Genomic DNA, 19,930 nt, shown 5'->3' with positions numbered 1-19,930 from the left:
GCCGCTGTGAAGACGCTGATCGACAACTGGTCGACCTACTGGCACGGGTTCCTCGGCACCCTCGCGCTGTTCGTGGTGAGCGCCGTGCTGGCGCTGGTGCTCGGTGTGCTGATCGCGAGCTTCCGGGTCTCGCCGGTCAGGCCGCTGCGGGTGTTCGGCACCACGTGGGTGACGCTGCTGCGCAACACCCCGTTGACCCTGCTCTTCTTCATCGTGGTGCTGGGCCTGCCGAGGTTCGACATCACCCTGCCCTTCTTCACCTTCGCGGTGCTCGCGCTCGGCTGCTACACCTCGGCGTTCGTCTGCGAGGCGATGCGCTCGGGCGTCAACACCGTGCCGACCGGGCAGGGCGAGGCGGCCCGCAGCCTGGGGATGAGCTTCGGCCAGACGATGGGCCTGGTGGTGCTGCCGCAGGCGTACCGGTCGGTGGTCGCGCCGATCGGCAGCGTGATGATCGCACTGGCGAAGAACACCGCGATCGCGGGCGCCTTCAGCGTGAACGAACTGCTCGGCACCTACCGGACCATCAACGAGCTGGGCTACAGCATCGTCTGGACCTTCGTCTGGATCGCCGTCGGGTACCTGGTGATCACCCTGGCCGTGAGCGCCCTCTTCAACCTGCTGGAACGACGAGTGGCGGTGTCGCGATGACGGTGGAAGCCTCGGCGCTCTACGACCTCCCGGGGCCGAAGGCGATCGCCCGGCACCGCCTGTACGGGGGGATCGCGCTGCTGGCGATCGCCGCCCTGATCGGGTGGATCGTCTACATGCTGTTCCACACCGAGCAGTTCACCCACGCGAAGTGGATGGCGTTCGAGTACGAGGGCGTGCAGGAGCTGCTGCTGCGCGGGCTCGGCAACACGCTCAAGGCCTTCGGCTGGACGGTGCTCCTCGCGCTGCCGTTCGGCGCACTGTTCGCCGCCGGGCGGCTCTCCGACCACCGGTCGGTGCGTCTGCTCTGCACCGTGGTGGTGGAGTTCTTCCGGGCGATGCCGCTGCTGGTGATGATCTTCTTCATCTTCGTGGCGCTCAAGGTGGAGCCGCTCTGGGCGCTGGTGGCCGGCCTGGTGCTCTACAACGGCTCGGTGCTGGCCGAGGTGTTCCGGGCCGGTGTGCTGGCGGTGCCGGCCGGGCAGCGGGAGGCGGCGTTCGCGCTCGGCATGCGCAAGACCCAGGTGATGGCCTACGTGCTGGTGCCGCAGGCGAACCGGGCGATGCTGCCGGCCATCATCAGCCAGCTCGTGGTGGCGCTGAAGGACACCTCGCTCGGCTTCCTGATCACCTACGAGGAGTTCCTGCACGCGGGCAAGCTGATCGCGACCAACCTGGACTACGACCTGCCGTTCATCCCGGTGGTCATGGTGATCGCACCGGTCTACATCGGGATGTGCCTGCTGCTCTCCTGGCTGGCCCGCTGGGTCGAGCGCCGCAGTCGGCGCAGCCCGAGCATGCGCGGTGGAGCGCCGGTGGCGAAGGCGGGGGTGGCGCTGGGCCTGCCGACCGAGGCGCGGTAGCCCCCCGGCCGGGCGGCGTGGTTCCGGCGGGGCGGGTGATTCGGCCGTAAACCATAGGTGCACACGGGGTCAGGTCGGTCTCCTCCAAAGTCTGCTTATGATTGCCGGACTGCAGCGGAGCGGACGGGCGGAGGGGCAGTGGAGCCGGTATTCGATTCGCGGCACATCAGGACGTTCCACGAGGTCGTCCGGGTCGGCTCCTACTCGGCGGCCGCCCGAGAACTCGGCTACACCCAGCCCGCCATCACCCAGCAGATGAAGGCGCTTGAGCGCTCCGTCGGACTCCCGCTCTTCACCCGGGCCGGGCGCGGACTGCGGCTCACCGAGGCCGGCGAGGCGCTGGCCCGGCACGCCGAACAGATCCTCGGCAGCCTCTCGGCCGCCCAGCAGCAGCTCGCCGCGCTGGCCCGGCTGCGTGCCGGGCGGGTCCGGGTCTGCGCGTTCCCGAGCGCCAACGCCACCTTGATCCCCGAGGCGATGGCCCGGCTGCTCGCCGAGCACCCCGGCGTCCGGGTGGAGCTGCTGGAGGCCGAGCCGCCCGACTCCGTCCAGCGGCTGCTGCGCGGCGAGTGCGACATCGCGCTGGCCTTCCGCTACCCCGGCGTGGTCACCGAACTGCCGGACGGCGTGGACGAGATACCCCTGATGGAGGACCTGCTCACGGTCCTGCTGCCGGTCGGCCACCCGCTCGGGCGCCGGCACGCCGTCCGGCTGTCCGACCTCGACGGGGAGCGGTGGATCGCCGGCTGTCCGCGATGTCGGGCCAACCTGCTGCACGTCTGTGCCGAGGAGGGCTTCGCGCCCGACATCGTCTTCTCCACCGACGACAACCTCGCCGTGCAGAGCCTGGTCGCGGCCGGGGTCGGGATCGCCCTGATGCCGGCGCTGGTGCTCTCCTTCATGTGCCACCGCAAGGTCACCGGGCGCGCGGTCGAACCGCACCTGCGCCGCCAGGTGAGCGCGTACGTGCTCCGCGAGCACCGCCGGATCCCGGCGACCGCCCTGGTGCTGGACCACTTGCGATCGGCGGCCGCGGCCCGGGTCGGCTGCTGACGGCCTGCCGCGGACTGCTGGGGCCCGCCGATACCCGCCGACGCCGTTCCGACGCCCGCCGTTACAACTCCCGCCGCCGACGCCGCCGCGATCCATAAGCGGGATTTTGCGGACGCCTAACGAACCATCGTTGGACGTGATAGGTGGGGTGCCGCCAACCTGCTGCCATGACACCCTCAGCCACGGTCGGCAGCGGCCGTCTCACCGAGCGTATGACCGCCCTGGTCGGCGAGGTCCGCGCGGTCGTGGACCGCGGACTGCCGCCCGAGCTCACCGCCTACCTGGTCGGCGAGCGGCTCGCCCCGCACCTGCGCGAGAGCGACCTGCTCACCGACGACCAGCGCGAGGGTGACCCGGACCGCTACCGCCAGCACCTGGTGCACGCCGAGCCCGACGGCGGCTTCTCCGTCGTCGCACTGGTCTGGCTCCCCGGCCAGTACACCCCGATCCACGACCACGTCGCCTGGTGCGTGGCCGGCGTCCACGAGGGCCAGGAGAGCGAGACCCGCTACCGGCTGGTCTCCGACGGCCGCACCGCCCACCTGGTGGAGACCGAGCACGTGGTCGCCCCGGCCGGCAGCGTCGCCGCCTTCGCCCCGCCCGGCGACATCCACGTCGTCCGCAACACGGGCACCACCATCGCCCACTCGATCCACATCTACGGCGCCGACATCTCCCGCCTGGGCACGAGCGTCCGCCGGACCTACCGGCTGCCCGCAGACGGCCGGCGGTGAGCACCCCGTGGCACTGACCGTCCGGGAGCGGCACGTCCGCACCCGCCTGCTCCCCCCGCTCGGCGGGGACGCCCCCGGCCTGCTGCTCGCCGCCCTCGGCGTTGCCGCAGCCCTCGCCGTCCACCAGGCCGTCCCCGCCGTGCCCAAGCTCACCGCGGCCGTGGTGCTCGGCATCGGCGCCGCGCACCTGCCCGGACTGCGCCCGGTCGTCCGCGGCGTCGCCCGCCCCGGCCTCTCCACGGCCGGGAAGCGGCTGATGCGGATCGGCATCGTCCTGCTCGGCCTCAAGCTCTCCCTCGGCGACGTGCTCGGGCTCGGCTGGGCCACCGTGGCCATGGTGCTCACCGTGGTCGCCGCCACCTTCGCGGGCACCTGGTGGCTCGGGCGCCGGCTCGGCCTGCCCGGCGACCAGCCGCTGCTGGTCGCCACCGGCTACTCGATCTGCGGCGCCTCCGCGATCGGCGCGGTCAGCCAGGCCGCCGGCAGCGACGAGGAGGACGCCGCCGCCTCCGTCGCCCTGGTCACCCTCTGCGGGACCCTCGCCATCGCCGTCCTCCCGCTGCTCCAGCACCCGCTCGGGCTCGGCGAGGCCGAGTTCGGCCGCTGGGTCGGGGCCAGCGTGCACGACGTCGGCCAGGTGGTCGCCACCGCGCAGACCGGCGGGGCCGGCGCGCTGCGCGAGGCGGTCCTGGTCAAGCTGATGCGCGTGATGCTGCTGGCACCGCTGGTCGCCGGCGTCGTGGTCACGGTGCGCCGCTCGCGGGCCGGCCGGGGCGAGGGCGACGGCAAGGCCGCCCGCCCGCCGATCGTGCCGCTGTTCGTGGCCGGCTTCCTCGCCATGATCGTGCTGCGCACCACCGGCGTGCTGCCCGACCGGGCGCTCACCCTGGCCGCGGACGCCCAGGAGCTGCTCCTGGCCGCCGCCCTGTTCGGCCTCGGCAGCGCCGTCCACCTGCCCACCCTGCTGCGCACCGGCGGGCGGATCGCCCTGCTCGGCCTGGCCTCCTGGGTGATGATCGCCGGCGTCTCCTACGCGGGAGTACTGATCACGACATGACCGGGCCGGGCCCCGCCTCGGCTATTGTCGGGCGGGTAGTCCGTGCACCCGAGATTGCAAGGGAACCCGCATGTCCACCGCACTGCCCGGACGGGACGGCCACGACGCCGTCGTCACGCTCGACCGGCGCGAGGGCCCCTTCGGCGAGGTGGTCCTGCGGCAGCGGGGGCGGCATTTCGAGATCATCGCCAACGGCTGTTTCCTGATGGACACCGCCGACGGCCGCTCCGAGCGGCTGCTGATCCAGGCCGCACTGGACGAGCTGGACCGGGCCGGCACGGCCCCGACCCGGCCCTCGGTGCTGATCGGCGGACTCGGCGTCGGCTTCTCCCTGGCGTACGCGGCGGCCGAGCCGCGCTGGGGCCGGATCGCGATCGTCGAGCGCGAGACCGCGATCATCGACTGGCACCGGACCGGCCCGCTGGCCTCCTTCTCGGCCGGTGCGCTGGAGGACGTCCGGGTCGAGGTGCTCCACACCGACCTGCTGGAGTACCTCGCGGCGGCGGACGGCGAGCGCTACCACGCGCTCTGCCTCGACATCGACAACGGCCCCGACTGGACGGTCACCGACTCCAACGCCGGTCTCTACGGCGCGGACGGGCTCGCGGTGCTCCGGCACCGGCTGCAGCCCGGCGGGGTGCTGGCGGTCTGGAGCGCACAGCCCTCCCCGGCCTTCGAGGATGCGCTGCGCGCAGCGGGCTTCTCGGACGTGGCCACCCACGAGATCCCGGTCGCCCGCGGAGTGCCGGACGTCGTGCACCTGGCCCGCCGCGCCGGCTGACCTGCTGCACCGCCCGGCCGGGCGCGCCGTTCCGGTCCGTCGCCGTTCCGGTCCGTCGCCGCCCGGCCCGCCGCGCCGGCTGAGCGGGCGGCGGCGGACCGGGCGGGTCCGGGCGGGGTGCTGAGCGGGCGGCCCTGCGCTACTTCAGGCCGTTGTCCACGGCGGCCATCAGCTCACCGCTCGCGGTGTCCCCGTCGAACGACCAGACCATCGCGCCGGCCAGCCCCTGGGACTTGATCCAGGCGGTCTTGCGGGCGATCTCGGTCGGGTCGTCGTAGGTGTAGAGCACCGTGCCGTTGTGGAGGTAGGCGAAGCCGGCCACCGGATCCCGGTAGAGGGTGTAACCGCCGCTCGCGGCAAGGTCCTTGAGCTTGTGGTAGTCCTCGAAGCCGTTCTCGTAGCTGCCCGGCGCCGGTCCGGTGGCGCTCTGGAAGAGGCCGTTGGTGGTGCCGCGCGGCACGCCCGTCCAGCCGCGGCCGTAGAACGGGATGCCCAGGGTGAGCTTGCTCTTCGGGGCGCCGCCGTTGACGTACGCGTTGATGGCGATCTCGGAGCTGAACCGGCGGTCCGGGGTGGACGGGTCGCCGGCCGCGACCTTGAGCGCGGACTGCTGGTTGGTCGTCATCTCCCAGGCGCCGTGGTAGTCGTAGCCCTGGATGGTGGCGAAGTCGAAGGCGCCGAACAGCCCGGGGACGTCGATGCCCGCGGTGATCTTCGCCGGGTCGGCCGGGAGGAAGGCGCTCAGCGTGTAGTGCTTGCCGGTGGTGGCGCCGAGCGTGTCCAGCTGGCGGCGGAACTCCTGGGCCAGCAGCGTGTAGTCGGCCTTGTCGGCGGGCTTGAAGATGTTGCCCAGGTGCCCGTCGGAGTTCGGCCACTCCCAGTCGAGGTCGATGCCGTCGAAGATGCCGGCCGCGCTGCCCGCACCGCCGCGGCCGTCGATGACCGGCAGGTTGCCCTTGATGTACATGTCGATGCAGGAGCTGACCAGTGCCTTGCGGGAGGCGTCGGTGGCGGCGGCGTCGGAGAACCACTTGCTGTACGACCAGCCGCCGATCGAGATCTGGATCCGCAGGTTGGGGTACTTGGCCTTGAGCTGCTTCAGCTGGTTGAAGTTGCCGGCCAGCTTCTGGTCCCAGGTGTCGGTGGTGCCGGCGACCGAGTTGCCGGCGTCCCAGCCCTTGCCGTAGTCCGCCCAGGCGTCACCGGCGCCGTCGCCCGCGTTGGGGTCGGAGTCGTTCCCGGCCGCCTTGTTGGTGATGAAGCACTGCTTGGTGGTCGGGTGGATGTTGGCGAAGGCGTAGTTGAGCGTGGTGAGCCGGCCGGCCGAGCCCGAGGTGTCGAGCTTCTTCACGCTGTAGCCGCGGGCGTAGATGCTCCACTGGGTGAAGTAGCCGATCTTCAGCGCCCCGGGGTCGGTGCCGCCCGGCTTGGTCTTGCCGGTCGCCGGGCCGGATGCGGGCGAGACGTTCCCGGCCGCGTCGCGGGCCTTCACGGTGAAGGTGTAGGACGTGTCGGGCGCCAGGTTGCCGACGGTGGCGGACGGCGTGGTGACGGTCGCGGCGAGCGCGGTGCCGTTGTAGACGTCGTAGGCGGTGACGCCGACGTTGTCGGTGCTGGCCGCCCAGCCCAGCGAGATGCTGGTGGCGTCCGAGCCGGTCACGGTGGGGGTGCCGGGGGTGGTCGGCGGTTGCTTGTCAGGGTCGACCGGCGGCTTCGTGGTGGCGGCGACCGGGCCGGCGGCGGCCGAGCGGTTGCCCGCGGCGTCGAAGGCCTGGACGGTGAACTGGTAGGCGGTGCCGGCGGTCAGGCCCTGGACGGTGACCGCGGTGGTGGCGCCGTCCGTGGTGGCCACCTTGGCGCCGCCCTGGAACACGTCGTAGCCGGTGACCGCGACGTTGTCGGTGCTCGCCGTCCAGGAGAGGTCCACGGTGGTCTGGGTGGTGGTGCCGGCCCGGAGGTTGCCCGGCACGCTGGGCGCGACCACGTCCCCGCCGCCGCCCTCGCACGGCTGGCCGTTCAGCTTGCAGTTGAGCAGCGGCTTGTAGGCGCCCGAGTAGGCGATGTTGAAGCCGAAGTTGTACGTGCCGCCGGGCGGCAGACTGCCGGCCCAGCTCGGGTTCTTCACGGTGACGTGCGAACTCGCCGTGGTGTAGGTCGCGTTCCAGAGCGAGGCGACCGTGTTCCCCGAGGGCAGGTCGAACTCCAGCGTCCAGCCGTTGAGGGCGGTGCTGGAGCCGTTGGTGACGGTGTAGCCGCCCTCGTAGCCGGAGCCCCAGTCGCTGCCCTTGGTGAAGGCCGCGGTGGCGGACCCGGCGGCGGACCCGGGGGCGGCGTGGGCGGTGGCGGCGGGGAGGGTGGCGGCGAGCAGCGGGACGAGCAGGGTCCCGGCTGCCATCAGCGGCAGGCTGATCCGACGTCTGCGCATGGATGTGGCTCCTGTCCTGGGGGCCCGGGCTGGCCCGGACGCCCCGTTACCCGTGGGGAGGTGTCAGGTGCGTGGAGCAGCGTGCTCCGGGCCGTGGGGCGGCGCGGAACCGGGGACCTCGGGCCGTCGGGGTGCCACGGAGGATCCTGAGCCGAGGGTAGGGAGCGGACCGGCAACTGGCAATAGGTCTGTACCAGTTGACGGTTCGAGCCGGGGCGGGGACGGGCGGGTGGTGGAACGACGGTGCCGGGCCCGACGACACGCTCGTCGGGTCCGGCACCGTCGCTCCACCGTGGGTTCGCCCTCGGCCGGACAGGGCCTAGCCGAACGGGCTGTTCTCGGGTGCGGCGGCCGGCGCGGCGGGCGCGGCCGGGGCGAGGGCGTCGGCGGCCATCGGGGCGAAGGGGTTGAAGTCCGGCGGCGGGACCATCACCGGCGTGCCCTTGGGCTTGCGGTCCGGATCGTCCGCGCTGTCCTCGGCCGGCAGGGTGACGGTCGGCGCCGGGACGGCCGGCGGGACCGAGGGCGGCGGCGGGACGGGCGCGGACGACTGCGGGATCGTGGTGCCGAACGGGTCGCTGTGCTGCTCCGGCAGCACCGTGCCGAACGGGTCGGACACGGGTGCGGCGGCCGGCGCGGCGGGCGCGGCCGGGGCGAGGGTGTCGGCGGCCATCGGGGCGAAGGGGTTGAAGTCCGGCGGCGGGACCATCACCGGCGTGCCCTTGGGCCGGTCGTCCTCCGTGCCTGGCACGGTGGTGTCGGTGAGGGTCGGGGCCAGCGGCGCGAACGGGTTGAAGTCCGGCGGCGGGACCATCACGGGCGTGCCCTTGGGGGCCTGCTCGGAGTCGGCCGCCGGACCGTCGTCCGGGACGAGGATCGGCTGGGTGGGGGTCGGCTCGGCGACCGGGGCGAAGGGGTTGAAGTCGGCCGGGGGCACGCGCACCGGCGTGCCGCGCAGGTGCACCGGCAGCGGGGTGGCGTCGGCCGGGACCGGGTCGGCGAACGCCGGCGACGGGACGTCGGTGGTGACCGCGTCCGCGGCCGCCTCCGCTGCCACGGGAACGCCGGCGGGCGGCGTCGCAGGGGCGGCCGGAGCCGTCGCGGCCGGGTTCGGCGCGGTGAGCTTCCCGGCCACGCCGTCCCAGCCGAACTGGATGCTCTTCAGCAGCTCGGCGAAGACCCCGGTGTACAGCTCCCAGTCCTGCGCCCGGCCGGTGGCCAGCTGGACGCAGAGCACCGTCACACCGTCCGGCAGCGGGACGAACGCCTCCGCCACCGAGGTGACCGTCCAGCGGCGCTGACCGTCCGCGGCCAGCGCGGCGGGCACCGGGACGCTGCGGCCCTCGACCAGGACGGCGGCCGGCCCGGCCGGCAGCAGCACCGTCCAGACCTCGGCGTGCCGCCGGACGGTGGCCAGCTCGGTGGCGAGCTCGGTGATCGGCAGCGGGTGCCGGGCGAGCGCGACGGTCAGGGTCGCCTCGCTCGGGCGGCCGTCCACCTCGACCGCGCAGACGCCGGCGTAGACCGTGCCCGAGGCGGTGACGGTGTCGGCCAGCGCGGCGGCGACCACCGCGAAGTCCCGGCGCGGGGCCGGGCCGGTGCCACTGAACAGCTCTTCGGCGACCTCGGCCAGGTGGGCGGTCAGCTCGGCGGCGGCCGCGCCGGTCACCGGGTCGGTGCCCTTGGCGAGGGCCGGGCCGTCCGCGGCCGCCGGGTCGGCGGACACCGTGCGGGCGGAGACGCCGGGCGGGCCGCCCGGGGAGGTCAGCGGGTGGAAGCCGGGCGGCACCACCAGGCGGACCTCGGCGCCGGCGCCGGTGGCCAGCTCGACCGGCTCCCGGGTCTGCTGCCCGGCGGCGAGCTCGGCCAGCGCCGGGGCGAACGGCGGGCGCAGCTTGGCGTCGGCGGCCTCGCCGGTCACCGGCAGCTCGAAGAGGGCGGCCGTGGCGGTGCCCCGGTCGGTCACGGCGCCGCGCACCGCGCCGCCGCCGAAGCGGGCGAGCAGCGCGTCGGCGACCGCTGCGGAGAGCGGGGCGCCGGTGCCGGGACGGGCGGTGCCGGCGGTGACCACGGTGCCGAGCCGGTCGACGGCGTCGTGCACCGGGCCGTTGGGCGCCAGCCGCAGGTTGAACAGGGTCTCGGCGGCGGGGTGCGCGCCGGGCCGCAGCGCGGTCAGCGAGGCGGCCGGGTGGCGCGAGGTGTGCGGCTCGAAGAGGGCGTCCACGAGGGAGCCGAGCGTCGCGGAGACCTGCTCCGCGGCGGCGAAGGCGTTGGCCTCCGTCGTGAACTGGCCGTCCTGGGTCAACTGATGAGCCCCCGCTCTGAGCGTGCCTTCGGTGGTCCGGTGGTTCGGGCACGCGCTCGACCGGCATGCCGTCAGATCCGTGCACATTCCTATCAGAGGGCGCTGTCGGCGCAGAACAGGCGGCCCGTCAGACCGGCACCGTTCGCGCCGGTGTCCGTCGGGCCGGTGTCCGTCAGGCCGGAGCCGGTCCGGCCGCCTGCCCGGCCTCCGCGACGGGTTCCGGCGTGGCGGGCGGGGGCAGCACGGCCAGCGCGGTGACCGCCTCGGCGATGCCCGGAACGGTGAACAGCCCGGCGAGGTCCCGCACCAGCCGCCCGGCCGGGCCCTCGGGGCGCTCGCCGGCGAAGAACCCGGCCAGTTCGACAGCCAGCGCGGGCTCCCGGGCGGCGGTCAGGGTGAGCGAGGCCACGAACTCCTGGACCAGCTGGAGCTGCAACTGCTCCAGCGGCAGTGAGCGCTCGGCCAGCCACTCCAGCGAGGTGATCTCGGCGTTGGCGATCCAGGCCCGCACGGTCAGCCGCAGGCCCGCGCTGGGGGAGGGGACGGCCAGGTGGGACAGGATCTGCTCGTGCGCCGCCTGCCGGACCTCGTCGATCACCGCGGACGTTCCGGCGCTGGCGGCCACCGAGCCGCCCCGCAGCAGCGCGGCGAAGCCGGGGCCGTGGCTCTGCACGAAGTCCAGGTAGCGGCCCATCACCCGGTGGAGGCGTTCGGAGAGCGGGCCCTCGGCCGGCTCCTCGAACCGGGCGGCCAGCTCCCGGCCGGCCCGGCGCAGCGACTCCTCGTACAGCGCCTGTTTGCCCGGGAAGTAGTGGTAGACCAGCGGCCGGGAGGCGCCGGCGGCGGCCGCGATGTCGTCGATCGACACCTCCTCCGGCGGGTGGCAGCTGAACAGCTCCAGGGCGACCGTGATCAGCTGCTCGCGCCGCTCGTCCACGCTGAGCCGGCGCCGCGGCCGGTTACCGCCCTTGTCCGCGCGGGCGGCGGCCTTTCCGGTGGGCTTGCCGGCGGCGGCTCCGGAAGCCTTGCCGGCGGCCGGGCCGCGGTCGGCGCGCGCGGACGGGGGCGTGGCCGACGGCGTACGGGAAACCATGCGCGCCACCCTATCCGTCCGGGCCCCGGCCGGTGGATCTTGGCGGCGGATCTTGGCGGTGGGCCGGCGCCGGGCGGGCGTCACCGCGTGGCCGCCGCCCGACCGGGTGGCCGTGCCGGACCGTGGCGCCGTGACCGGCCGCCCGGGCGAGGTCCGGCCGGCCGGCGTCACCCGGCCCGGCCGGCCTGCCACGCGCGGTAGCGCCGGTAGGCCTCCAGCCCGTCCGGGACGAAGGTGTCACGGGCCAGCCGCTCGTCCAGCTCGGCAGGGGTGAGCCAGGCGTGCCAGGCGACCTCGGACTCCTGCGGCGCGACCGGGCCGTCCCACTCGGCCTCGTGGACGTCGCACCACCAGGAGAGCCGGTCCCGGCTGAAGAGGAACCTGAACAGCGGGCGGGGCTCGACCCCGCTCACCCCCAGCTCCTCCTCGGCCTCCCGGACGGCGGCGCTCGCGTACGTCTCGCCGGCGCCCACCACGCCGCCCACGAACATGTCGTACGCGCCGGGGGCGAACAGCTTGGTGTCGGTGCGCCGGTGGACGAAGAGCCGCCCGGCGGGGTCGCGGACCAGGATGAAGACGCAGCGGTGCGTCAGCCCGTCCCGGTACACCTCCCCGCGCAGCGCGGTCCCGATCACCCGGTCGTGCTCGTCGACGACGTCCAGCAGCTCTTCGGCAGGGTTGGTCATGACCGACAGGTTAGGGTTTCGGAGCCGGTTCGAACGGTTCGAACGGTGCGGAAGACCCGGACGATCCGGATCGTTCCCACGACTCGGGGGCGGGCGCGTGCGGGCGGCGCGGGCACGGGACGACGGTCGGACGAGACAGGACGGCACGCGGTGGTGGAGATCTGGGGCGAGACGGCCGAGGGCTTCGAGCCGGTACGGGAGGCCTTCGCGCGCAACTTCCGCGAGTACGGCGAGCTGGGCGCGGCCTTCGCGCTCTACCTGCGCGGCCGCAAGGTGGTCGACCTGTGGGCCGGCGACGCCCGTCCCGAGGTCGGCGGGCGGCCCGCGCCGGCCGTGCCGTGGACGGCCGACACCGCGCAGGTGCTGCGCTCGGTCACCAAGGGCCTCACCGCGACCACCGCGCTGCTGCTGGCCGAGCGCGGGAAGCTCGACCTGGACGCGCCGGTCGCCTCGTACTGGCCCGAGTTCAAGGCGGCCGGGAAGGACCGGGTGCCGGTGCGCTGGCTGCTCTCGCACCGGGCCGGGGTGCCCGCGCTCGACGTGCCGCTGCGCCTGGAGGACGTGCTCACCTGGGAGCGGGCGGCGGCCGCCGTCGCCGCCCAGGCGCCCGCCTGGGAGCCGGGCACCGCACACGGCTACCACCCGTACACCTTCGGCTGGCTGGTCGGCGAGGTGGTCCGGCGGGTGAGCGGGCGGACGATCGGCCAGTACTTCGCCGAAGAGATCGCCCGCCCGCTCGGCCTGGACCTGTGGATCGGCCTCCCGGCCGGCGCCGCGCCCCGGGTCGGCCGGCTGGTGGACCTGCCCGCGCCGGAGGCCGCCCGGACCGGGCCGAGCGGGCTGCGGCTGCGCCCGAAGCAGGCGGTGCGGGACGCCTACCAGGACCCGACCTCGCTGACCGCCCGCGCCTTCGCCTCGGTCCGCCCCGGCGTGGACCTCAACGACCCGGCGGTACAGGCCGCCGAGATCCCCGGCGCGGGCGGGATCGGCACGGCCCGCTCGGTGGCGCGCTTCTACGCGGCGCTGATCGGCGCGGCGGACCGCCACGGCGGGGCGCCCGGCGAGACGCACCCGCCGCTGCTCGGGCCGGAGCTGCTGGCGCGCGCGGTCGGACCGGTGGTCAGCGGGCCGGACCGGGTACTGATCGTCAACTCGACGTTCGGCCTCGGCTACTTCCGGCACAGCCCGACCGCGCTGATGGCCTCGCCGGCCAGCTTCGGCCACCCGGGCCGGGGCGGCTCGCTCGGCTTCGCCGACCCGGACCTCGGGATCGGCTTCGGTTACGTCACCAACGGCATGCAGCCCGGCGTCACGGGGGACGTCCGCTCCCGCAACCTGATCCGCGCGGTGCGCGGCTGCCTCGGACTCGTCTGACGGACCTCCCGGGGGCGCTCCCACTGTGCCAAGTGCTCCGACGGGAGGCCGTCGGGCCCGGGGAGGTCCGGTGGGGTCGCAGGCCCGTCAGGCCCGTCAGGCCTGGCCGGTCTCGAAGCGGCTGATCTTCCCGCCGTCGACGGTGAAGCGCCACGCGGTGCGCATCTCGCCCCAGGTGTCGTTGCGGTAGTTGGCGACCAGCGCGTGTCCGTTCTGGGACTCGGACTGGACGTCCAGGTGACCGCTGCTGGAGAAGATCTCCCGATCGGTCCAGTCCGCGACGTTCCGGTCCGAGCCGTCGTCGGACATCGTGACGTCGGGGGTGAGTGCGTCGAAGAAGGCGGTCCGGTCGCCGGCGTTGAGCGCGGTGACGAAGGCGCGGACAGCCGGGTTGGTGAGCTTGGCGGTGGCGATGGTCATTCAGGTCTCCCTGGAACGAGAAGGGGTTGGGCCTCTTCCTGTCTAGGGCGTCGCCCGGGCGTGTCCGGGCGTGTCGGCGGCGTGTCGGTGATTTTCGGCTTTCTTGTGCTTAGATCCCGCTACGGGTGATTTGTCCGTTGACGGGAGCCCTGCGGGCCACGGGGAGTGGTGACGGAGTGGGAAGTCGGCCGGCCCGACTTCCCACTCCGCGATCTCGTGCCCGGCGCGGCTCGGCGTTGACCGGCCCGGCGCCGACCGGGTCGGCACGGCGCGGCGGAGCGCCGCCTAGAAGAAGCCCAGGGCGTCGGGGGAGTAGCTGACCAGCAGGTTCTTGGTCTGCTGGTAGTGCTCCAGCACCGCCTTGTGGTTCTCCCGGCCGATCCCGGAGTTCTTGTAGCCGCCGAACGCCGCATGGGCGGGGTAGGCGTGGTAGCAGTTGGTCCAGACCCGGCCGGCCTGGATGGCCCGCCCGGCCCGGTACGCGGTGTTGCCGTCCCGGGTCCACACGCCCGCGCCGAGTCCGTACAGGCTGTCGTTGGCGAGGGCGATGCCGTCCTCGAAGTCCTCGAACCGGGTGACGGAGAGGACCGGGCCGAAGATCTCCTCCTGGAAGATCCGCATCCCGTTGACGCCCTCGAAGACGGTGGGCGTCACGTAGTAGCCGCCGGCGAGCGACCCGCCGAGGTCGGCGCGCTCGCCGCCGGCCAGCACCTTGGCGCCCTCGGCCTGGCCGACCTCGATGTAGGAGAGGATCCGCTTCAGCTGGTCGTCGCTGACCTGGGCACCGATCTGGGTCTCGGTGTCGAGCGGGTTGCCCTGGCGCATCGCCCGCACCCGCTCCAGGCCGTCGGCGAGCACCCGGTCGTAGACCTCGGCCTGGATCAGCGCCCGGCTGGGGCAGGTGCAGACCTCGCCCTGGTTGAGGGCGAACATCGCGAAGCCTTCGAGCGCCTTGTCGTAGAAGGCGTCCCGCTCGGCCGCGACGTCGGCGAAGAACAGGTTCGGGCTCTTGCCGCCGAGCTCCAGCGAGACCGGGATCAGGTTCCCGCTGGCGTACTGGGAGATCAGCCGGCCGGTGGTGGTCTCGCCGGTGAAGGCGATCTTGCGGATCCGGCTGCTGGAGGCCAGCGGCCGGCCGGCCTCCAGACCGAATCCGTTGACCACGTTGACCACGCCGGGCGGCAGCAGGTCGGCTATCAGCTCGATCAGCAGCAGGATCGAGGCCGGCGTCTGCTCGGCGGGCTTGAGCACCACCGCGTTGCCGGCCGCCAGCGCCGGGGCGAGCTTCCAGACCGCCATCAGGATCGGGAAGTTCCACGGGATGATCTGGCCGACCACACCGAGCGGCTCGTGGAAGTGGTACGCCACGGTGTCCTCGTCCAGCTGCGAGATGCCGCCCTCCTGGGCGCGCAGCGCACCGGCGAAGTAGCGCAGGTGGTCGACGGCGAGCGGGAGGTCGGCGGCCAGCGTCTCGCGCACCGGCTTGCCGTTCTCCCAGCTCTCCGCGACGGCGAGCTCCTCCAGGTGCGCCTCGATCCGGTCGGCGATCCGCAGCAGCACCTGGGCGCGCTCGGCGGGCGAGGTGCGGCCCCAGGCCGGGGCGGCGGCGTGGGCGGCGTCGAGCGCGGCCTCGATGTCCTCGGCGGAGCCGCGGGCGACCTCGGTGAAGACCTCACCGGTGACCGGGCTGGGGTTCTCGAAGTACTCGCCGCGGACCGGGGGCGTCCAGCCGCCGCCGATCCAGTGCTCGTAGCGGGAGCGGTAGCGGACGATGGAGCCGGGCCGCCCGGGGGGCTGGTAGACCGTCATGCTCGGGTGCCTCCTCGCGTTGTCGGGGGGCACCGCCGCGGCCGTGCGGGCCGGGCGGCGCTCCGGACCGCGGACCCGGGGCCCGGGCGGTCCGGCGGAGGGTACGGACGCGCACGTGGGCGGGGCACCGCCGGGGCGCCCGCGCCGTCGAGCACCCTAGCCGGGGACGGCGGGCCCGGCTACGGTCCGTCCCCGGGCGCTGTACGGAGGGTGGTGGTTTCCGGCCGTTTTCGGCCGACCGGGCGGCGTCGGCGGTGCGGACGGCGCGGGCCCGCCCCGGTGGACCCGCCCGCGGCCTTGCCCGCGCCCGAGCCGGGGCCGGAGCCGCACCGGGCCGGTCGCGCGCCGCGCTCAGGCCGTCAGGTACCGGCCGGTGCGGGACTCCCAGGTCAGGTAGCCGGCCAGCCAGGTGACCAGGCCGTCGGCGTAGCGCTGGGCGAGGATCCGCTCCACCCGGGCCAGGCCGAGCTCCCGGTGGACGGCGGGCAGGCGCTCGTGCAGCTCGCCGCAGCGCTCGACCATCAGCTGGGCCTCGGCCATCACCACCGCGCAGGCCTCCTCGGCCGAGCAGTCCCGCTCGCGCTGCACGATCATCACCAGATTGTTGACGTCGCCGCGCGGCGCCTCCAGCGGGAAGGACCGCACGTCGTTGCTGAGCGACGGTATGTCGGCGGAGAGCTGCCGGAGTTGACGGAGCACCGGGTGGTGGAGGACGGCGGCGGGGACCTCGAAGTTGCCGAGCCGCTCCACCATGTCGAAGATCGTCTCCATCGCGGCGGTGCCCCGGCGCAGGGCCAGGTAGCCGTCGCGGTCGGGCGGCCGTTCGGAGATCCGGCCGGCGGCCTCGGCGGGGTGGCTGGCCAGGTACCACTCCCAGTTGTACGCGGCGCGCGCCTGCCAGCGTGCGGGCATGCCCCGCACGCTGCGCTCCCAGAGGTCGGCGAAGGCGGTCTCGACCGCGGAGGACCGGTTCGGCCGGGCGCCGTGCAGCACGGCGATCAGCCGTTCGCAGATCGGGGCCACCTCGGTGGGGCGCCGGCCCAGCGGCCCGTCGAACTGGTCGTCGAAGAGGAAGTAGAAACCCATCAGATCTGCGGCCAGCGCGAGTTCGTCCGGCCCGGCATCGGGGTAACCGAGTGCAGCGAGGGACACCACGTCCCAGTGCGCATAGGAGGGGTGGTCGGGGTCGGAGAGCAGTGGATGCCGCAACAACCACGCGCGGTGCAGTTCGGCGGCGTACCGTCCGTGAGGACTGCGACGGTGCGGGAACGGAATCTGAAGTGAGGTGTCGTCAGACATCGGACTCCCGGTGCGGCTGAGGGTGGGGGGCCTACAGGGTACGAGGGCTGGTCGTGGGGAGTTGAGCTGCGGTACTCGACGCGGGCGGAGCGGTATGGCAAGATCAACTAAGCTCGGGGGCCGTAGAGTATCCGATGCAATGATCGGACGTTAGGGATATAGGGCAATTGCCCTTGGCAAGTCGTCCGAACCCTCAATTCCGGCCCCAGCCTGGGCGAACGCCGCGCAGTGCGCCCCCCGCGGCGCTAACCTCGCTCCCACGAGCACGGAACGGCGAGGCGGAGGCGCGACGGTGACCGAGCAGGAACACGAACTCCGGGTGGGGGCGGGAGCCGGCGGACGGGAGGCCGACACCACGTCGACCCGGGTCAGGCTGCGCGACCGCGACGCCGAACTGCGTTCCGCCGAAGCCGCGGTGGAGAAGCTCTGCCGGGAGTTCGGGGCCGGCGGCACCGAGATCGGCGAGCTGCTCACCTTCTCCGGCCGGCCCGGTATCGGCAAGACCAGCCTGCTGCACGAGGTCCGCCGGATCGCCAAGCTCCGCGACGGCGCCACCGTGCTGTTCGCCCGCGGCGGCGAGCGCCAGTCCAACGAGCCGTACCACGTGCTGCGCCAGCTGCTCCAGCCCGTCCTCGGCAGTCTCGAACCGGCTGAGTTCCGCCAGGTCATGGGCACCTGGGAGGAGGTCGTCGGGCCGGCCATGGGCCTCAAGCAGCCGAAGGCCGGCGCCCGCCGCCTCGACCCGCAGGGCGTCCGCGACGGCCTCGACTACGTCCTCACCCAGCTCGCCCCGCGCCGCGCCCCGCTGGTGATGATCGTCGACGACCTGCACTGGGCCGACCTCGAATCGCTCGCCTGGCTCGCCCAGTTCGCGGTCCGCTCCCGCGAACTGCCCGTCCTGCTGGTCTTCGCCTACCGCGAGGACGCCGCGGACTGGCAGCCCGAGGCGCACGACCACCGGATCGCCGTCTCCGACCTCGCCACCCGCCGGCACGAGCTGAGCCGGCTCACCCTGGTCTCCGTCACCGACATGGTCCGCGCCGAGCTCGGGGACAAGGCCGAGGACTCCTTCTGCTACGAGTTCTGGAACGTCGTCAACGGCAACCCGTTCGAGGCCGTCGCCCTGCTCGACCAGGTCCGGGACCAGGAGCTCGACCCGGTCGAGGAGAACTCCCAGCAACTGCGCGAACTCGCCGTCGACGTCATCGGGATGACCCTCAAGGGCTGGCTGGACCGGCTCGGCGCCGCCACCCTGCGCTTCGCCTGGGCCTGCGCGATGCTCGGCACCGACATTCGTCAGGACCTCGCCGCCCGGATCTCCACCCAGAGCACCGAGGGCGCCCGCGACTCCGTCAAGCAACTGCGCAAGCAGCGCATCCTCACCCAGTCGCCCAGCGGGAACCTGGAGTTCGTCCACCCGCTGATCGGCAGTTCGATCTACAACACCATGCCCGAGTCCACCCGGACCGGCATGCACGGCGTGGCCGCCGCCGAGATCGAGAACGCCGGGCTCGGCCTGCTCGCCGCCTCCCGGCACCTGGTGGAGACCTTCCCCGGCGAGGGCGACGACCGGACCGTCCGCAAACTGCGCCGCGCGGCCCAGGAACACCTGCTGATCGGCGCGCCCGAGGCGGCCCAGCGCTGCCTCCACCGCGCCCTCGCCGAGCCGCCGGACGACGACATCCGCGCCGAGGTGCTCTACGAGCTCGGCTGCTCCGCCCTGCTCACCGACCCGGCCGCCACCGTCAACCAGCTCAAGCTCGCCCTCGACCCGGAGGAGGGCCCGCTGCGCCCCTCGCTCCGGGTGGACGCCACCTTCCGGCTCTCCGAGGTGCTCGCGCACAGCGGCCAGCTCGGCGAGGCCGCCCGGGTCTGCCAGGAGGAGGCCCGGCACACCCTCGACGACACGGCGGGCCGGCTCCGGCTGGAGGCCGCCGCGTTCATGTGGCACGCCTACCGCAAGTCCGAGGAGGACGGGCCCGCCCGCTCCGCGCGGCTGGGCGCGCTCTGCGCGAGCCTCACCGGCCGGGAGGCCGCCGACCGGGCCGTCCTGGCGCTGCGCGCCTGGGACCTCACCCTGCGCGGCGAACCCTCCGCCGAGGTGCTGCGCCACGCGGACCAGGTCCTCGACCAGGGCCGGCTGCCCAAGGGCCTCGGCTGGACGGACTCCACCTGGGGCTTCGAGCTGCCCGCCACGCTCGGCCTCTCCTACACCTACAACGACCGCATCGCCCAGGCCGAGCGGCTCTTCGGGGACGCCATCGTCCAGTTCGAGATCGCCGGCTGGAGCGGCGCCCACCGCGGCTTCGCCTACTTCCTGATGGGCCTCGCCCGGTTCCGCCGCGGCCTGCTCGCGGAGGCCGAGGACTTCCTGCGCCGGGCGCTGCGGCTGTCCGAGCGGATCGGCCCCAAGCTGCCCCTGGCCTGGGACGCCGTCGGCGTCCTGGTGGACACCCTGATCGCCCGCGGCCGGGTCAACGAGGCCTGGGAGGTCGCGAGCGGCTTCGGCTTCAACCCGCCGTACCACGACACCGCGATGGTCCTGCCGGACGCGGCGTCGCTCTACGGCAAGCTGCTGCTCGCCAAGGGCCGCAAGGCCGGCGCCGCCGCCGCGCTCACCGACGCCGGTGCCCAGCTGGAGGCGCGCGGCTGGCACAACACCGTCTGGGCGCCGTGGGCCGGCCACCTCGCCGTCGCGCTGGCCAAGGACGAGCCCGAGCGCGCCCGCTGGTACGCGCAGAAGTCCGTCGCCGACGCCCGCCGCTTCGGGACCGCCTCGGCGATCGGCACCGCGCTGCGGCTGCAGGCCGAGATCGAGGACGGGCAGCAGGCGGTCGAGCTGCTGGAGGCCGCGGTGCGCCACCTCGGGCAGTCGCCCGCCGGCTACGAGCACGCCGTCGCCCTGGTGGATCTCGGTGCCGCGCTGCGCCGGGTCGGCCGCCTGGAGGACGCCCAGGAGTACCTGTACCAGGGCATCGAGCTTGCCCAGCACTGCGCGGCCGACGGCCTGGTCGTCCGGGCCCGCCGGGAGCTGGCCAACTACGGCCTGCGGCCGAACCGGCTCGGTGACACCCGCGAGACGCTCTCCCAGCCCGAGTGGGACGTCGCCCGGCTCGCCGTGCGCGGTCTGCCGGCGCCGCGGATCGCCGACCAGCTGGGCGTCCACCTGAGTCTGGTCAACCGCCGGCTGGCGGCGGTCTACCGCAAGGCGGGCAGCGGGCCCGACGGGCTCGCCTCGGCGCTCGGCCTGCCGCCGGAGCAGCCGGTCGACGGCGCGGGCGGCCGCGCGGACGGGTAGCGGCGGTGCCGGTGAGCGGTAGCGACGAGCAGTGCCGGTGAGCAGTGCCGGTGAGCGGTGACGGCGAACCGGTACGGGGCGG

15 protein-coding genes are annotated in these 19,930 nt (G+C 73.9%); 8 read left to right on the top strand and 7 right to left on the bottom strand.

The features are described 5' to 3' along the window. The first annotated feature begins 6 nt into the window (after nucleotides 1-6). The 6 genes from ACIPSC_RS13915 (at nucleotide 7) to ACIPSC_RS13890 (ending at nucleotide 5,139) form a co-directional block, all read left to right on the top strand. A complete protein-coding gene (locus ACIPSC_RS13915) occupies nucleotides 7-651 on the top strand; it encodes an amino acid ABC transporter permease (protein WP_400825593.1) in 645 nt (214 codons plus the stop codon). Further along, on the top strand, nucleotides 648-1,514 hold the full coding sequence (locus ACIPSC_RS13910) for an amino acid ABC transporter permease (protein ID WP_400825591.1): 867 nt from the start codon (nucleotides 648-650) through the stop codon (nucleotides 1,512-1,514). The genes ACIPSC_RS13915 and ACIPSC_RS13910 overlap by 4 nt, the downstream gene beginning before the upstream one ends. 138 nt (nucleotides 1,515-1,652) lie before the next feature. After that, the gene (locus tag ACIPSC_RS13905; RefSeq protein ID WP_400825590.1) at nucleotides 1,653-2,567 is read left to right on the top strand and encodes a LysR family transcriptional regulator; all 915 of its coding nucleotides are present in this window, start codon (nucleotides 1,653-1,655) and stop codon (nucleotides 2,565-2,567) included. 167 nt (nucleotides 2,568-2,734) lie between these two features. Continuing rightward, nucleotides 2,735-3,301, top strand: coding sequence for a cysteine dioxygenase (locus ACIPSC_RS13900; protein WP_400825589.1), 567 nt, complete (start codon nucleotides 2,735-2,737; stop codon nucleotides 3,299-3,301). Nucleotides 3,302-3,314: 13 nt separating this feature from the next. Next, nucleotides 3,315-4,358, top strand: coding sequence for a YeiH family protein (locus ACIPSC_RS13895; RefSeq protein ID WP_400826081.1), 1,044 nt, complete (start codon nucleotides 3,315-3,317; stop codon nucleotides 4,356-4,358). Between the two features lie 70 nt (nucleotides 4,359-4,428). Further along, complete coding sequence (locus ACIPSC_RS13890) at nucleotides 4,429-5,139, top strand: spermidine synthase (protein ID WP_400825587.1); 711 nt, start codon at nucleotides 4,429-4,431, stop codon at nucleotides 5,137-5,139. Nucleotides 5,140-5,278: 139 nt separating this feature from the next. On the opposite strand, the gene ACIPSC_RS13885 is transcribed toward ACIPSC_RS13890, so the two are convergent. From ACIPSC_RS13885 to ACIPSC_RS13870, 4 genes are all read right to left on the bottom strand, one after another. Next, a complete protein-coding gene (locus tag ACIPSC_RS13885; protein ID WP_400825586.1) occupies nucleotides 5,279-7,564 on the bottom strand; it encodes a glycoside hydrolase family 18 chitinase in 2,286 nt (761 codons plus the stop codon). A 319-nt stretch (nucleotides 7,565-7,883) separates the two neighbouring features. Beyond that, complete coding sequence (locus tag ACIPSC_RS13880) at nucleotides 7,884-9,869, bottom strand: hypothetical protein (protein ID WP_400825585.1); 1,986 nt, start codon at nucleotides 9,867-9,869, stop codon at nucleotides 7,884-7,886. A gap of 172 nt (nucleotides 9,870-10,041) precedes the next feature. Next, nucleotides 10,042-10,962, bottom strand: a complete 921-nt coding sequence (locus tag ACIPSC_RS13875; protein WP_400825584.1) for a TetR/AcrR family transcriptional regulator — start codon at nucleotides 10,960-10,962, stop codon at nucleotides 10,042-10,044. A 167-nt stretch (nucleotides 10,963-11,129) separates the two neighbouring features. Next, complete coding sequence (locus tag ACIPSC_RS13870; protein WP_400825582.1) at nucleotides 11,130-11,648, bottom strand: NUDIX hydrolase; 519 nt, start codon at nucleotides 11,646-11,648, stop codon at nucleotides 11,130-11,132. A gap of 150 nt (nucleotides 11,649-11,798) precedes the next feature. On the opposite strand from ACIPSC_RS13870, the gene ACIPSC_RS13865 reads away from it, so the two are divergent. Then, entirely contained in the window at nucleotides 11,799-13,022 is a 1,224-nt protein-coding gene (locus ACIPSC_RS13865; RefSeq protein ID WP_400825580.1) for a serine hydrolase domain-containing protein, read from the top strand. A gap of 96 nt (nucleotides 13,023-13,118) precedes the next feature. Here the strand turns inward: ACIPSC_RS13865 and ACIPSC_RS13860 are convergent, their stop codons facing one another. From ACIPSC_RS13860 to ACIPSC_RS13850, 3 genes are all read right to left on the bottom strand, one after another. Then, nucleotides 13,119-13,442 (bottom strand): nuclear transport factor 2 family protein, encoded by a 324-nt coding sequence (locus ACIPSC_RS13860; protein ID WP_400825579.1) that lies wholly within the window; start codon nucleotides 13,440-13,442, stop codon nucleotides 13,119-13,121. Nucleotides 13,443-13,727: 285 nt separating this feature from the next. After that, a complete protein-coding gene (locus ACIPSC_RS13855; RefSeq protein WP_400825578.1) occupies nucleotides 13,728-15,251 on the bottom strand; it encodes an aldehyde dehydrogenase family protein in 1,524 nt (507 codons plus the stop codon). Nucleotides 15,252-15,602: 351 nt separating this feature from the next. After that, complete coding sequence (locus ACIPSC_RS13850) at nucleotides 15,603-16,463, bottom strand: terpene synthase family protein (protein WP_400825576.1); 861 nt, start codon at nucleotides 16,461-16,463, stop codon at nucleotides 15,603-15,605. A 379-nt stretch (nucleotides 16,464-16,842) separates the two neighbouring features. Here ACIPSC_RS13850 and ACIPSC_RS13845 point away from each other — a divergent pair, with 379 nt between their 5' ends. Next, nucleotides 16,843-19,848, top strand: coding sequence for an ATP-binding protein (locus tag ACIPSC_RS13845; protein WP_400825574.1), 3,006 nt, complete (start codon nucleotides 16,843-16,845; stop codon nucleotides 19,846-19,848). Nucleotides 19,849-19,930 lie beyond the last annotated feature (82 nt).

Origin of the sequence: Kitasatospora sp. NPDC090091 (assembly GCF_044747365.1) — a bacterium.
Lineage (GTDB): Bacteria > Actinomycetota > Actinomycetes > Streptomycetales > Streptomycetaceae > Kitasatospora.
This window is presented reverse-complemented; position numbering and strand designations above follow the sequence as displayed.

What these genes read in the sequence shown, in the direction of transcription:
- ACIPSC_RS13890 (WP_400825587.1), top strand. Translation starts at nt 4,429, where the DNA reads ATGTCCACCGCACTGCCCGGACGGGACGGCCACGACGCCGTCGTCACG.
- ACIPSC_RS13910 (WP_400825591.1), top strand. Translation starts at nt 648, where the DNA reads ATGACGGTGGAAGCCTCGGCGCTCTACGACCTCCCGGGGCCGAAGGCG.
- ACIPSC_RS13900 (WP_400825589.1), top strand. Translation starts at nt 2,735, where the DNA reads ATGACACCCTCAGCCACGGTCGGCAGCGGCCGTCTCACCGAGCGTATG.
- ACIPSC_RS13885 (WP_400825586.1), bottom strand. Translation starts at nt 7,564, where the DNA reads ATGCGCAGACGTCGGATCAGCCTGCCGCTGATGGCAGCCGGGACCCTG.
- ACIPSC_RS13855 (WP_400825578.1), bottom strand. Translation starts at nt 15,251, where the DNA reads ATGACGGTCTACCAGCCCCCCGGGCGGCCCGGCTCCATCGTCCGCTAC.
- ACIPSC_RS13875 (WP_400825584.1), bottom strand. Translation starts at nt 10,962, where the DNA reads ATGGTTTCCCGTACGCCGTCGGCCACGCCCCCGTCCGCGCGCGCCGAC.
- ACIPSC_RS13870 (WP_400825582.1), bottom strand. Translation starts at nt 11,648, where the DNA reads ATGACCAACCCTGCCGAAGAGCTGCTGGACGTCGTCGACGAGCACGAC.
- ACIPSC_RS13860 (WP_400825579.1), bottom strand. Translation starts at nt 13,442, where the DNA reads ATGACCATCGCCACCGCCAAGCTCACCAACCCGGCTGTCCGCGCCTTC.